Origin of the sequence: Halodesulfovibrio marinisediminis DSM 17456 (assembly GCF_900129975.1) — a bacterium.
Lineage (GTDB): Bacteria > Desulfobacterota > Desulfovibrionia > Desulfovibrionales > Desulfovibrionaceae > Halodesulfovibrio > Halodesulfovibrio marinisediminis.
In genome coordinates this window covers 141,457-155,858 of sequence record NZ_FSRG01000007.1, presented here as the reverse complement: position 1 = coordinate 155,858, position 14,402 = coordinate 141,457, and the positions used below count along the sequence as shown (strand labels likewise).

General features: G+C 45.4%; 13 protein-coding genes. 6 read left to right on the top strand and 7 right to left on the bottom strand.

Annotated features, from left to right (window positions below; all coding sequences use genetic code 11):
- Positions 1-30 precede the first annotated feature (30 nt).
- From BUR09_RS14815 to BUR09_RS14805, 3 genes are all read left to right on the top strand, one after another.
- Positions 31-363 carry an EF-hand domain-containing protein gene (locus tag BUR09_RS14815; RefSeq protein WP_074217731.1) on the top strand — a complete coding sequence of 111 codons (333 nt, stop codon included), beginning with the start codon at positions 31-33 and terminating at the stop codon, positions 361-363.
- 172 nt (positions 364-535) lie between these two features.
- The gene (locus BUR09_RS14810) at positions 536-1,180 is read left to right on the top strand and encodes a LysE family translocator (RefSeq protein WP_084539514.1); all 645 of its coding nucleotides are present in this window, start codon (positions 536-538) and stop codon (positions 1,178-1,180) included.
- Between the two features lie 92 nt (positions 1,181-1,272).
- Positions 1,273-3,222 carry a YgiQ family radical SAM protein gene (locus tag BUR09_RS14805; protein ID WP_074217730.1) on the top strand — a complete coding sequence of 650 codons (1,950 nt, stop codon included), beginning with the start codon at positions 1,273-1,275 and terminating at the stop codon, positions 3,220-3,222.
- Between the two features lie 145 nt (positions 3,223-3,367).
- Here BUR09_RS14805 and BUR09_RS14800 read toward each other — a convergent pair whose 3' ends face one another.
- On the bottom strand, positions 3,368-5,350 hold the full coding sequence (locus tag BUR09_RS14800; protein WP_074217729.1) for a hypothetical protein: 1,983 nt from the start codon (positions 5,348-5,350) through the stop codon (positions 3,368-3,370).
- Between the two features lie 394 nt (positions 5,351-5,744).
- Between BUR09_RS14800 and BUR09_RS14795 the strand changes: the two genes are divergently transcribed.
- The gene (locus tag BUR09_RS14795) at positions 5,745-7,157 is read left to right on the top strand and encodes a DNA integrity scanning protein DisA nucleotide-binding domain protein (RefSeq protein ID WP_074217728.1); all 1,413 of its coding nucleotides are present in this window, start codon (positions 5,745-5,747) and stop codon (positions 7,155-7,157) included.
- Here BUR09_RS14795 and BUR09_RS14790 read toward each other — a convergent pair whose 3' ends face one another.
- The gene (locus BUR09_RS14790) at positions 7,158-7,628 is read right to left on the bottom strand and encodes a DUF3124 domain-containing protein (protein WP_074217727.1); all 471 of its coding nucleotides are present in this window, start codon (positions 7,626-7,628) and stop codon (positions 7,158-7,160) included. It lies immediately after the preceding gene.
- Positions 7,629-8,012: 384 nt separating this feature from the next.
- On the opposite strand from BUR09_RS14790, the gene BUR09_RS14785 reads away from it, so the two are divergent.
- Both BUR09_RS14785 and BUR09_RS14780 read left to right on the top strand, forming a co-directional pair.
- Positions 8,013-8,483 (top strand): EVE domain-containing protein, encoded by a 471-nt coding sequence (locus tag BUR09_RS14785; protein ID WP_074217726.1) that lies wholly within the window; start codon positions 8,013-8,015, stop codon positions 8,481-8,483.
- Positions 8,480-8,704 (top strand): SlyX family protein, encoded by a 225-nt coding sequence (locus BUR09_RS14780; protein ID WP_074217725.1) that lies wholly within the window; start codon positions 8,480-8,482, stop codon positions 8,702-8,704. The genes BUR09_RS14785 and BUR09_RS14780 overlap by 4 nt, the downstream gene beginning before the upstream one ends.
- A gap of 257 nt (positions 8,705-8,961) precedes the next feature.
- Here BUR09_RS14780 and BUR09_RS14775 read toward each other — a convergent pair whose 3' ends face one another.
- From BUR09_RS14775 to BUR09_RS14755, 5 genes are all read right to left on the bottom strand, one after another.
- On the bottom strand, positions 8,962-9,678 hold the full coding sequence (locus tag BUR09_RS14775) for an ABC transporter ATP-binding protein (RefSeq protein WP_074217724.1): 717 nt from the start codon (positions 9,676-9,678) through the stop codon (positions 8,962-8,964).
- Positions 9,679-9,692: 14 nt separating this feature from the next.
- Positions 9,693-10,463, bottom strand: a complete 771-nt coding sequence (locus BUR09_RS14770) for an ABC transporter ATP-binding protein (RefSeq protein ID WP_074217723.1) — start codon at positions 10,461-10,463, stop codon at positions 9,693-9,695.
- The gene (locus tag BUR09_RS14765) at positions 10,460-11,428 is read right to left on the bottom strand and encodes a branched-chain amino acid ABC transporter permease (protein ID WP_074217722.1); all 969 of its coding nucleotides are present in this window, start codon (positions 11,426-11,428) and stop codon (positions 10,460-10,462) included. Before BUR09_RS14765 ends, BUR09_RS14770 begins: the two co-directional genes overlap by 4 nt.
- On the bottom strand, positions 11,425-12,330 hold the full coding sequence (locus BUR09_RS14760) for a branched-chain amino acid ABC transporter permease (protein WP_074217721.1): 906 nt from the start codon (positions 12,328-12,330) through the stop codon (positions 11,425-11,427). Before BUR09_RS14760 ends, BUR09_RS14765 begins: the two co-directional genes overlap by 4 nt.
- Positions 12,331-12,414: 84 nt before the next feature.
- Entirely contained in the window at positions 12,415-13,536 is a 1,122-nt protein-coding gene (locus BUR09_RS14755; protein ID WP_074217720.1) for a branched-chain amino acid ABC transporter substrate-binding protein, read from the bottom strand.
- Positions 13,537-14,402: the final 866 nt, after the last annotated feature.

Here is a 14,402-nt window from a genome sequence, read left to right as displayed (position 1 = left end):
TGCCAGCAGCCTGCTGCACAAGGAGATATTATGAAAAAAATTCTATTCGCCCTTGCTCTCGTCTGTATTTTTGCAACCGCTGCATCTGCCGACTCTAAGTTCGGAAAAATGGACACTAACGGTGACGAAAGCGTTAGCTGGGAAGAATTTTCCAAGACCTATCCTTCCATGAAAGAACTCGCATTCCAAACTATCGACAAAGATAGCTCTGGCGGCATTTCTCACGATGAATGGCATGCCTTTATGTCCGGCCACGATGCTGGCGGTAAAAAAGGTGGCGGTATGATGGGAGGCATGATGGGTGGCAAACAAGGAAAAATGGGATCTGGCGCTCCAGAGCTCATTGCTCCACCAACCAAATAGCCATTCATCAGATATTACATAAAAAAAAGTCGACCTTTGAGTCGACTTTTTTTATGTCTTCCATTCGCTGCTAACCCAATACGCAGCTTCCATATTTTTTGTTTTGCGGTACAATGTCGAATATTTCTCTGTTTTGTTCCCGAATTATAGTTTTATAGGACTATCTCCAACAATGAGCCTTGCTATCTTATACTTCTTCCTCAAGGGTCTTTTAATTGGACTCACCATTGCTGCCCCTGTCGGGCCTGTTGGTGTACTGTGCATTCACAGAACACTCAAATACGGCAAACCGGTAGGCTTCATCTCTGGCCTCGGAGCTGCTTCTGCTGACCTTTTCTATGGCGCGGTAGCGGCATTCGGGCTTGTTGCCATTACTAACCTCATTACAGATTCGAGCACAGTCATTAAGCTCGTCGGCGGACTTCTCTTTATCGCCATCGGCATCCATATGATGCGTCAACGTCCTGCATTTGTATCCGATGCTGAAAGTGTGCAGGTAGAACAAAATAAACCGAGCCTTCTTACCGCATGGCTGAGCACCTTTGTTCTTACCGCCATGAACCCAGGGACAATCATCGCCTTTACGGTTATTTTTGCAACCTTTGGAATTGATGGCGATGCAGGTGCCCCTGGTGCAGCATCACTGGTCTTCGGTGTATTTCTAGGCTCCGCTGTCTGGTGGTGCGGTCTATCCTTCTTTGCCAGTGCGATGCGTAACTACGTAAAACAGCACAGCAGACTCATCAGCAAAATTTCCGGAACCATCATCATCGTATTCGGTCTTGCCTCGTTGGTAAGCCTGCTTTTCGAACTCTAGCACTTCAGCTTCATAATTTTGGACAAAGGATTAATTAGTCTGCACAGGCATTGTCTATTGCCAGACCACCATGCAATCCTTATATTCCGCCCATGACAAATACATGGAATCAAAAATCTGAACGTCTGATTCTCGGACGTACCCCGCTTGAACAGCCTGCCTTTCTTCCTATGTCCAAAAAGGAAATGGATGAATTAGGTTGGGACGAGCTTGATATACTCTTCGTTACTGGCGACTCCTACGTTGATCACCCAAGCTTTGCAACCGCTCTGTTGGGGCGCTGGCTTGTTGCCCACGGGTATCGTGTAGGTATTGTTGCTCAACCACGCTGGGACAAGCCAGATGACATTCTTGCAATGGGGCGTCCGCGTCTATTCGCTTCCGTAAGCGCAGGTGCTATTGATTCCATGCTGGCGCACTACACTGCCTTCAGAAAAAAACGTCATGACGACGCATACACTCCTGGCGGCAAAGCAGGCGCGCGCCCTAACCGCGCCACGATTGTCTATTCCAACCTCGTCCGCAGTGCGTTCCCGAACATCCCTGTTGTCATCGGTGGTATTGAAGCATCATTGCGCCGCATCACGCACTACGACTTCTGGACAGACAAACTGCGCCGCTCCATCTTACTCGACAGTAAAGCAGACTGCGTTGTTTATGGCATGGGTGAATATGCCATGTTGCATATAGCCCATGTTCTCGACCAATACGGCGAAACTTCTGGAACACCATTTTCCTATATTGCACAGGATGTCCGTGGAATAGCCTACATGGGTGTTGCCGAGGATATCCCGACACAGGCAAAAGTTACTGCGCTTCCATCACATGAAGAAATTGAAGCTGACGCCAAAAAATTAATGACAGCAACACTTGCTCTTGAACGGCATGTTCAGGAAGCTGACGGCTGGGCAATTCAACCTGTCGGCAAACGCGCTGTGATTCTTGCACCGCCAGCTTTTCCTTTGTCTGAAGAAGAAATGGATGAGCTATACGGCTTACCATACGCAAAAACACAACATCCTTCCTACACAGAGAAAATTCCTTGCGTAGAAATGATGACAACCAGCATCACAACTCACCGCGGCTGTGGCGGTGGTTGCTCTTTCTGTTCTCTGGCATTGCATCAAGGCAGAAGAATTGCCTCACGCAGTAAAGAGTCTATTATGCAGGAAGTAGAAGTTCTTACCCGCAACAAACGCTTTAGAGGCTCTATCAGCGATGTTGGTGGCCCGTCGGCAAACATGTGGCAGGCATACTGTAAAGCCTGCCCAGAGAAATGTAAGCGTCAAAGCTGCATGCACCCGAAAGTTTGCCCGCAATTTACAGTAAATCAGGCTGAAGGCATTGCTCTGCTGCGTGACATCCAAAAAATTAAGGGCATTAAAAACGTCCGCGTTGCGAGTGGAGTCCGCTATGATCTAGCGCAGAAAGAGGAAACAGCCCTTCGCGCATATACCATGGAATTCACCGGCGGCCAGCTTAAGGTTGCACCGGAGCATATTTGCGATGGTGTTCTAAACAGTATGCGTAAACCGGGACTCGCCTCTTTTGAAAGCTTCCTCAATGCGTTCAAAAAATACTCCGAGCAAGCAGGGAAAGAACAATACGTTATTCCATATCTCATGAGTGCATTCCCCGGTTGTACCGACAACCACATGCACGAACTCGGCAACTGGCTACGTGCCAGAGGCTGGCAACCGCAGCAGGTACAGTGCTTTATCCCGACACCAGGCACAGTAGCGACAGCATCCTACTATGCCGGTATTGATGAGAAAGGAAACGAGATTTATGTTGCTCGTACCGATGCGGAACGTCTTCGCCAGCATCACATCCTGATGCCAACAGTCGGGCGTAAAAACAACAAAACTCCACGAGGAAACCGTGGTGCATATAGTGCAAAAAAATCGAACCAGAAAGCGGAATCCAGACGCGATTCAGGCAAACACGGCGCTAGCAAACAGTCCAGACGCAACAACAAGCCTAAGCACGAAAAGCAGTCCGGTCAGGGAAAAACATCTCCTTTCGCAATAAACAAGCGCTAACCAGCTTTTGCAGCATGCACATCAAATAAAGTACTCTGCACTACATATAACAACAAAGGCCGACAGGCAGTAATTCTGCCCGTCGGCCTTAATTTTTATCTAGATGCACACAAATGAATACTGCTACATCAAGCAATGAAGAGGATTACTCTTCGCTCTCTCCAGCGGAATACTTCTCCAGCAACCACTCTACTGCTCCGGAAACTGCCCACTGCTCCTGATCCGGCATACTGAGCGTTTCCTTTTCGCTTCGATTTGAAAGCTGTGCGATAAGGTAATTTTCAAGAAGAGTAACAAATTCTGATTCTATGCGCTTGCCATGAATAAGCTGTTTCACAATCTGCTGTTGCTCTTCGTGCGTAAAAGCAGCAAGTAAACGTGCAGCATATTCCCTGTCTGTTTCCAGAACCAGTAAAACCACGGCAGTATGAATAGATACCGGCTCAGTACGAAGCACCGTTACAACATCTTCCACAGGCACCGACAAAATCAAAGCAAACGGCATGTGCACCCTGTCGTTGCGACATAGAGCGACAACTTTCGCCATATCCTTTGCTGCAACCGCACGAATCATCAAGCGCCTAACTAAAGCACTGTCTACGACTAATGCTCCAGTACTTACAATGGAACTATTACGGCTTTTCAAAAGCGCATTAACCTGTTCAGGATACAACGATGGGAGCTTACCAGCCTCTCGCAAAAAACCGGCTGCAGCTTCAGGAGAAAAACTGCTGAGCACCTGTGCAGCATGACTTTCACCTAAGGCCAAAACCGATGCAACAAATTGCTGCGGTTCTGACAAAACCTGTTCTATGCCAGCCCGATGCCCTACCCGACGCTCAATCCCTTCCCGCTTATCTTTGCTCATCTTTTCGATAAGCGTCATTCTTCTATCTTCAGAAAGCTGCGAGAGAATAACGGCTGCGGATAATGGATGCTGACTCTCCAGCTCTGCCCGCAACACATCATTATCTAAGTGCAAAAGACGCTCTAATGCTGAAGTACCAAACTCTGTTAATTCTGGAACAAGAACAGACTGTTCTCCAGTCAGGATCGGGAGAATCTCTTCCAGCATCTTTTCAGGGAACATTATCATCATTGTTCCACTGCTACTTTCAGCCCCACTCCCTTCAACAGAATTCATATCAATACTGATACTCAACTCGCAGGCAATGCACGGTTCATCAAGCCAGAAGTGTTTGCTATACAGGGCAGGCTCATCAGCCTTCCCGTGTATGGATTCCACTTCATAAAACGGCGCAAGTGCCCATTCCAGATCAAGCAAAAGCAGATGCAGCACATGACGCACAACACTGCCTGCCATAGGAAACATTGGTAAATTTTTTTTATTCTTTTTCAGAACCGCCAGCCTGCGAAGTAACTGCGATAACGACTCCTGCTCTCCCGCTGAAAAAATAGCGTTTGCAAGCCCAACAGCAACTTCGCGCTCCATCCCGAAAACGCCTACACCTTCAAGCGGAAACATTGAAAATGAAGTAGCCAACGGATGATCCATCCGCAGCCAGACATCAAACGGAGCACGAGCTGAACGTATCGCCTTTATCTGACAAGACTGCCCGCTAATTTTATGAAGTCGTTTAGAGGCAACAGCAGCAAATTTATTCAGCACCTTATCAAGCACTGGGAACTGTATTGACTTGCGATAACGATACTCTAACAAATGGGTCAGGGTGCCTGTTTTTTGTGCATCTGCAAGCTGTTTAGGTGGAAGCCCAAACATAAACGGAGAATCTTTGTCAGTAGACTCACAGTCTGAAACATCATCGGGACTTTTCAAAAGCCACTGCATTTCTTCAATGGTAACTTCATTATTGGGTGTTGTCCTCTTATCATCACCAAACAGTTCGGCAACCAGATCACTTTCAACTCCGGTTAGCGAAGCCTGCCATGCTTCATCAGACCATGGGTCCAAATCAACCGTAACCTCAAGTTCAACCCTGTTGGTTTCACTTGCTTGTTCCGGTCTGGTGTTACATTCAACAGAAGCTTCCTGTGCATCAACCGAAAACTCTTTGCCCTTAATATCCAAAGAGTTATCCATTGCGGCAGGTTCCTCCTGCTGTGTATGAAATGGGAGAACTTTCCCCTTCACCCGTTTTTTACTCATTCTTTATATCCTGAATATACTGTTCGAGGAACAACTAGCAGTCTTCGATATATACGAATACAACTACTACGCCCAAGTATATCTATACTATAGTTAGGATTTTTTGCACTACCCTAACGATTATATATACTCGTATCTGCAGGAGATTCACTTCAAAAATGCATACTAGCTCTTGCCCCTTTTCCAACATGCAGATACCTTGCTACTTATTATACTTAATATAATCATGCTCGTTTATTTCTTTATCTTAAACGACCACATATACGTCAAGTTATAATAGTGCCACTCTCCATACGGCAAAGTTGAATATTGACGTATAAAGATAATACCTAAGATTTTTATTCCGATGTGACGTTGGAGCTAACGTCATAGACTGTTGTGAGGAGAATACACGGTGACCACGATTGATACATCCGACTGGAGAAGGAGCATTTATAACATCCTTGATGGGTTAAGCGATGGACTTTCCCACTTCGCAGGACCCAGTCGTGTAGCATTAATTGTATGCCTCGAAGCAGACGGTCCGTTCTATATTATTGACCCCCAAAACCTCCTTGATGGTCACCAACCACGCCTCAAAGATCTTTTCGGAACCTTTCAGGATGAAGTATCCTCTAACCTGATACAGGAATTTATTCCATGTAACGACCCGCAGCTCACAGGTCTTTTAGCGTACGGCGGATCCTGCAAAGCGCTTCCATTCCAAATGTGGTTCACGGAGCAACATCCGGACCTTTGCTCCAAAGGACCGACACTGAGATGGTTAGAATATGCAGCAACACAACTTTGCGCAGACTTTAGCCAAGAATCTCTAAGAAACGATACCTCCAGCTACGTTCTTCAAGGATATGCTCAGCATGCCATCCGTGACTACATTATAGATAAACGAAGTGAAGCATTAGGAATGGATACATATTTACGTATCTATCCAACTCTTAATGCTATTTTAGGAATTTCCAATACTCGAGAAGAGGGTGCATGGCCGCGGGGAAAAATTGCATTTGTAGAGCCACGTCTCTTGCAGCATGTCCATTTTCAGGCATCGTTCCCACGTATGGAGCAACCCCTGCTTGTAAACCTTCGTCACTGTCGCAAAACGCTTCAGGCTGTTGAAAATACAAATCGTTTCCTCGTCTCAGACGGCGCCACCCTTGCCGGAATTGCATCGGGCGAACTTCCGCCTGGGTCTATACTGGCAACCTTCGAAGGTAACCACGGAATGGTTAAGTTAGATGATGAACTTATTTGCAGCTTTGCATCAGGCAACTTCCTCGCCACCAACCGCAAGCCCAACCTTGTACAACTTGAAGAAGCACTGCTCGAATCTACATTAACGCCGAAGCAGCAACACAGCATTTTTCAACACACAACAAAAATCGTTATACAAGCACGAGAACGCAAGCATGGTTGCACCATTGTGCTGGACCTGAACACCATTCCACGAAATATCGCGGGACAGACACTACAAACCCCGCTGGATTTAAGCATGCCTGAAAATATCGATATTGCATGCTCACTCGCAAAGGTTGATGGAGCCTTGCATATTAGTAAATCTTCAACTCTTCTCGGCTTTGCCTGCCTTCTGGATGGACGAACAGTACCGGGAGAAAACAGAGCACGTGGTGCGCGCTTTAACTCTGCAGTACGCTTTACAGCCATGCATAAAAACATCATCACAATTGTCGTCTCTGCAGACAGACCAGTCTCCGTAATACAACACGGCATTGAACTTACCGCTCAATGCCGTTGGAAACCTATTAGTTACGTATCTTCTCCGCCGCTACTTACAGACTGGATTGAAGAATAGTTATTCGATAGGGACAGCCTGCGTCAGGAAAGCAAACCCATATGACGAGCCCGTACCAACCATAATACTTTCAACAATTGGTACATCTACAGCCTTGTCTGCTTCCCATTTAAGAATAAAGTTTGCACCGGAACCGCCGGAAGCATCATCAAGCTTTACAATATACCGTATGGATTGAAGAGGCTTCATCACAATTGGCTCATCCAGATAACTACGTAACAATTCCCCGTCAGTGTTGTGATAATCAACACTCAAGATACGAATACTATCTTTTCGACTTGTATTACGCACACTCAATGTTGTTGTGAGATTCAGCTTTGCTTCTTTATTTCCGTGATAAATGTAAGCATACGCAGGTACATACAAAACCTGTCTGTTCTGCTTTGTTCTAGCTAAGCCCAGCGATGGAGAACAAGTTATTACAACAAGAAGCATTACTCCTAACAGTAATGTCACACGACGAGTTACCATATATCCCTCCGATGACGATTTTTGTTGTTATTATTGCAAGTTACCCTAGCAAACTTCATTCATTCATGAAAGCCAATTCACATCTGCCATGAAATGTAACATTAAAATATCCTCCGCCATCCTCACTGCCTCACCATGCTCTAAGATCCCTCATCGAATATAACAGCACTTCTAAACGGCATGCAGGAACCTTTAACCTTAGTTCTCCGCAAAAGAATTTTGTTACTGCATTGTCCAAACTGTGCTACCCTCTCCTCACTATCAGAACTTCTTTCAGAACACGCTTCAGCTTGTATTCAAAAAAATACTGCGATAATCTAATGAAATAGAAACAGATTGGTCTCTCTGCTGTTATCAGCCTTCATAATAGAAACGGAGCTTACTATGGCTAACTACTGGCTCGTAAAATCAGAGCCTGGCTGCTACTCCATTGATACTCTGGAAAATGAACCAAATCAGACAACCTCATGGGATGGTGTACGAAACTATCAGGCACGCAACTTCATGCGTGATGACATGAAGCGCGGTGACAAAGTACTGTTTTACCACAGCGTTACCAAGCCATCTGTTGTTGGCGTGTGTGAAGTAGTGCGGGAAAGCTACCCAGACCATACTGCGTGGAATCCGGAAGATGATCACTTCGATCCAAAATCAACCGAAGCCAACCCGCGTTGGTTTATGGTAGATGTAAAGCTAGTCAAAAAATTTCCAAGAGCCCTTTCGCTGAAAGAGTTACGCCAGACTCCAGGTCTGGAAAACATGGAACTGTTACGCAAAGGCTCACGTCTTTCTGTAATGCCAGTGAATAAAAAAGAATTCGATATCATCTGCAACCTTGCAAAGGAGCAGGCATGAAAGAAACTAAAGAACGTATCGCTCAGTTAGAAGAACAAGTATACTTTCAAGACAAAATCATTTCTGAACTCAACGAAGCGCTGACAAACCAACAATTCCAACTTGATGAAATGGAAAAGAAAATGGAAGCGCTTATCGTACGTGTCCGCCAACTAAGCCCTGTCCTCGATGATGGCGGTGTCGATGACGGACCACCACCTCACTACGGTAACAACCTCTAGTACCCTGTGATGTTAGGTTTACCATCGGGACTCTTCCTGCATAATAAACTTTATTGCGTAAAAAATACCCGTTGCCTATGTCGCTTACGCGACTCAGACATAAGCACATAAAGAAACAAAAAAAGGCTGCCCCGGTTATTACCAGGACAGCCTTTTTTATTTCTACGAAAGACGGTGATACGTATACCGCAAGGCTACGCTAACACCTACGAATCTCGCTAATACAAGCTGTTAGAGAATCCTGAAAGGACAATGCCCTACATCCCTTTACCACCAAGGTAGGCGGACTGAATCTCAGGATTGGAAAGCAAAGCATCAGCTTTGTCTGCAAGAACAATATTGCCTACTTCCATAACGTAGCCACGATCTGCAAGTTTAAGCGCTGCTCGTGCGTTCTGTTCTACCAGAATCACGGTGAGGCCATGCTTGTTAATCTTGCGGATAGTTTCGAAAATAGATTTTACCAGAATCGGGGCAAGGCCGAGAGATGGTTCATCCAAAAGCAGTAAACGCGGGTTGGACATAAGCGCACGACCGATCGCAAGCATCTGCTGTTCGCCGCCAGAAAGTGTACCAGCCAGCTGAGTACGACGCTCAAGGAGACGAGGAAACAAATCGTAAATCCACTCTCGGTTACGCTCGATTGCACTCTTGTCCTTCAATGTAAAAGCACCCAAGTCCATGTTTTCTTCAACTGTTAGTGTAGAAAATACACGACGTCCTTCCGGAGACTGGGAGATACCCATCTTAACAATATTATGCGCAGGAACAGAATGAATAGGTTCACCGTCGAGGAGAATCTCACCTTTTGTCGCTTTTACAAGCCCACAGATAGAATTCAGCGTGGTAGATTTACCTGCCCCGTTTGCACCAAGAATGGTAACAATCTCACCTTCTTTTACTGTGAGGTTGATGCCGTGCAGTGCTTCTACGTTGCCGTATTTTACGTGCAGATCACGAAGTTCTAGTAGCATATGGCAGGTCTCCCTTACAGCAGATCATCGTCAGCACCGAGGTACGCTTCGATAACCCGGGGATCATTTTTAATAGTTTCCGGATCGCCTTCGGCAATAACAGCACCGTATTCAAGCACAACAAGGTGCTCACAAATTTTCATCACAAGGCTCATGTCATGCTCAATAAGCAGCACAGTAATGCCACGGTCACGAATTGCCCTGATGATGTCGATAAGTTCCTGTGTCTCCTGATCGTTCATACCACCAGCTGGTTCATCGAGGATAATGAACTTAGGCTCAGTTGCAAGCGCACGGGCAATTTCAAGCAAGCGCTGCTTACCGTATGAGAGGCTGTCTGCCTGAACATCCCACTGATCCTTAAGACCAACAAACTCAAGCTCAGCCATTGCCTTCTCAAGCACATGCTTTTCTTCAGCACGCTGCGAACGAGTCCGGAACATGGATGCAAAAATGCCGGACTTCATGCGGCAGTGACAACCTGAAAGTACATTTTCCAACGCATTCAGGCTCTTAAAAAGACGAATAGTCTGGAATGTACGTGCAATACCAAGATTCACAATACGATGGGTCGGCATGCCGACCACGTTTTTACCGTTGAAAACCGCCTCACCGGTATCTGGAATGTAGTTACCAGTAATAAGGTTAAACACAGTAGTTTTGCCAGCACCGTTAGGGCCAATAAGACCTACGATAGAACCTTCTTCAACATTGAAGGAAACGTCATTAACTGCAAGCAACCCACCAAAGGTTTTGGTAAGGTTTTTAAGCTCTACTAAACTCATGACTGCTCTCCTTCAGCTTTGCTGAAAAAGCGGGAAACATCATATCTTCGCGGTAACGGAGGCAACAGCCCCTGAGTACGGAAGATCATCATCGCGATCATAGCGGCACCAAAAATAAGCATTCGGGCGGATGCGAAATCACGGAACAGTTCCGGCAAACCAATAATCAGGAATGAACCGAGAAGAACCCCGCGAATTGATCCCATACCACCGAGAATAACAATGGTGAACAACAGTACAGACTCCCAGAATGAGAAGGATTCCGGAGAAATAATCTTCATTTTTCCAGCAAAGATGGTTCCAACCATGCCAGCCCAGAATGCACCGATAACAAATGCAATCAACTTATAACGGGAGATATCAATACCAGAGCCATCTGCTGCCACATCATCATCTTTAATATAGTTAAGCGCCCTGCCGAAGCGTGAATTTTCCAGTCTGTGGAAGAGGAAAATAGTCACAGCACAGAAGCCCCAGATCAAATAGAAGAACTGGTGAGGGCGTTTAATTTTAAAACCGAACAGAATTGGACGATCAATACCGAAGATGCCGTTAGCACCACCAGTTAATCCTCCAACATCGTTGATAAGTGCAATGCGGACAATTTCAACAATACCGATTGTAACGATCAACAGATAGTCGCCACGAAGGTGAATAATAGGACGTGCTACAATCAGGCCAAAGATACCGGCAAGAATGCCGGCAAGCGGCATTGTCCAAAGCAGCGGAATATCGAGCATCGTATTCAAAATTGCAGAGGTGTAAGCACCAATTGCAAAAAATGCTGCGTGTCCCATGTGGAACAAACCACACTGACCAAGAATAACATTCAAGCTAAGCGCAAGAATCGCGTACAGGCCGATGTTGTTCAGTACGTCAGTCCAGTATGCATCCAATACCAACGGAGAGCAGGCAAAGACTGCAGCTCCGGCGAGGCACAGTATGTCTTGTTTCTTAATGATCATACCTTGTCAGCCACCCTTTCGCCCAATAATCCGGTAGGACGGACGATCAAAATGAGAATGAGAACAAGGAAGGAGATTGCATCTTTCCATGCGATGGAAATATATGCAGCTCCAAGAGATTCTACAACACCAAGCAGCAAACCGCCGAGCATAGCACCCGGAATGTTACCGATGCCGCCAAGAATCGCAGCAGTAAATGCTTTAAGACCGTAGAGCCAGCCCATGGTGAAGTTGATCTGACCATAGTAGAGACCAACCATAACACCGGCTGCACCGCCAAGTGCAGGACCTATCATAAACACGAGGCTGATAACACGGTTAACATCAATACCCATAAGCTTTGCTGCACCCTGATCGATTGCAGCTGCGCGGATAGCAGTACCAATGCGTGTTTTATGTGTCAGGTAGTACAGACCACACATGAGCAAGACAGAAATAGCAAACATGATGATGCGGATAAGCGGAAGCTCAACGCCCAAAACATTCACGGTCATGCTTGGCAATAATCCGTGTGGGAATACGAGCGGACGAGCACCCCAGATCAGCATAACAGCGTTCTGGAAAAAGATGGATGCACCAAGTGCGCTAACCACTGCAGAAAGACGCGGTGATGTTCTAAGCGGACGGTAGGCGATTCGTTCGAGCAGGACCCCTACTACGCCAACAAGAATAACAACCATCACTGCCAGAACTAGCAACCCTGCAACAGGCCCGATAGAATCTGTAAGACCTAATGAAGTGAGCAGCGTAAGTCCTAAAAAGGCACCAATGGTGAAGAGGTCACCGTGTGCAAAGTTAATCAATTTTAACACACCATAAACCATGGTGTAACCAAGCGCGATGAGGGCATAAATGCCACCGACCGCCAAACCATTTGTTAGCTGCTGAAAAAATTCTTCCATGTGGAAATCCCGTTGAGAAAAAAACGGTAAAATCCAGAGCACAGCACCCTTGCCGTGCTGCGCTCTGGAAAAGAGAAGCCGAATTTACGGTAACATTACGAATTCGCCGTTAGCATTAACTTCGCTAACGCGGTAGAACTTGCCAGCACGGTCACCTTTTTCATCAAAAGCGATTGTACCGGTAAGGCCTGGGTACTCTTCCATTTTGTTACGTAAGAAATCGGAAAGAACTTCAGGATCAGTAGAGTCTGTCTGACGGATAGCTTCCACGATTGCGAGGAAAGCATCACCCGCAAACACAGACCAAATAGAAGCTGGCAGTGCGGAGTACTCAGCTTTGTATTTATCCAGAACTTCTTTTGCAAACGGAGAAGTAAGATCGTTAACGCCCGGAGGGCTCACGAAAAAGAAACCTTTAGCAGCGTCGTTACCTGCAATCTTAACTAGGTCAAGGTTGTTGGTAGCATCGCCACCCATCATTGGAACATCCCACTTCATTTCTTTTTTCTGGCGGAGCAGTAAGCCTGCTTCGTTAAAGTAACCAGTGAAGAAAATTACGTCAGGATTGAAACCCTTAATTTTGGTAAGGATAGTATTGTAGTCCTGTTCACCCGGATTGAGTGCATCAAAGAACACAACATTTTTTGCGTCGAGCAGCTTACGAGTTTCATCAGCCAGACCTTTTGCATAGGAAGAGTTATCATGCAGAATAGCAATACGCTTGAATCCGCGATCTTTCAAAACCTGTGCAGCGGCTGCGCCCTGAGAATCGTCACGAGGACAGGTACGGAAGAAGTTTGCAAGACCTTTTTCAGTCAAACGCACCATGGTTGAACCAGTTGCGATCTGAATAACATCTTCTTCATCGTAAATGTCCTGTGCTGCTTCAGTAATAGAAGAGCCATAGGTACCAACAACTGCTACTACGCCGGAAGTAACAAGACGCTGTGCGGCAAGAGCTGCTGTCTTAGGATCAAATGCATCGTCTTCAGCGATAATTTCAATCTGCTTACCGTTCACACCACCATCGGCATTCACTTTAGCAGCAAGAATCTCAACAAGATTCTTCATATCTAGGCCTTCAGATGCATATTTGCCTGTAAGCGGTGCCTGCAATCCGATTTTAATGGTATCTGCAAATGCAGCAGATGACATTAACATTGAGGCAACCAACCCGAAGGCCAAAACGCGCATAAATTTTTTCATTCGAAATCCTCCTATGGATGACTTTCTATAAAATCCTACAAATAATTCCCTCTCCTTTATCGAAAACCGACCTCAAAACCCAAGATCACAGGGCTTTGGGTATATTGTTATCACATAACAACCCACAATAAATTTGTCAAAAAATATGCATAGTAAGGTGAAAGAATTACTTTTTTCACCTTGCAGATTTTTCTCCAACAACAGGAAGTCCACGCAGCGTCTACGCTGCATAGCATTGTGAAATATATAACTAATAAAACTTCATACAATATTGAATGAATCTTCAACCAATATTATATTCAGAAAAAAGTTTCCGACAAAAAAAGAAAAAGTATCTGTACGTATTTGAAAAAATATTTACTGCATCAAGCAGGAAAAAAGAACTATCGACACTGCTCCATCGCAGTACAACAAAATAAGAAATGTTTATTTGGCACCGAACATAAACACGAGGCCGACACAACAAAAAAGAAGTGTACACCTGCATTTTAATACAGCCACACACCCAACAGAAAAACATTTCTCATGAAAAAACAGCGCCGCTACAGCCTATTGCTGTGTCATACACATTCTTCAGCAAAAGCTACTGTAAAAATAGCACTACCTATCCTCAATGCAGGAACCCTCTCTTATACACATTTCAAAATAAATATAAAGGGGTAAATAGAAAATTCTATTCGAGGCACTCATATTGCATACAAAACAATTTTCTTCCATGCCTCATGTTGCATACAGGCGGGCATAAACTTGCAAACCCTAAACTGCAACGATCTAGAATAATGACACTTTACTCAATTAAAAATTGCATACCACATAAAAAAATCGGCTAATCTGTTTTAAAAACAAAACAGATTAGCCGATATTCC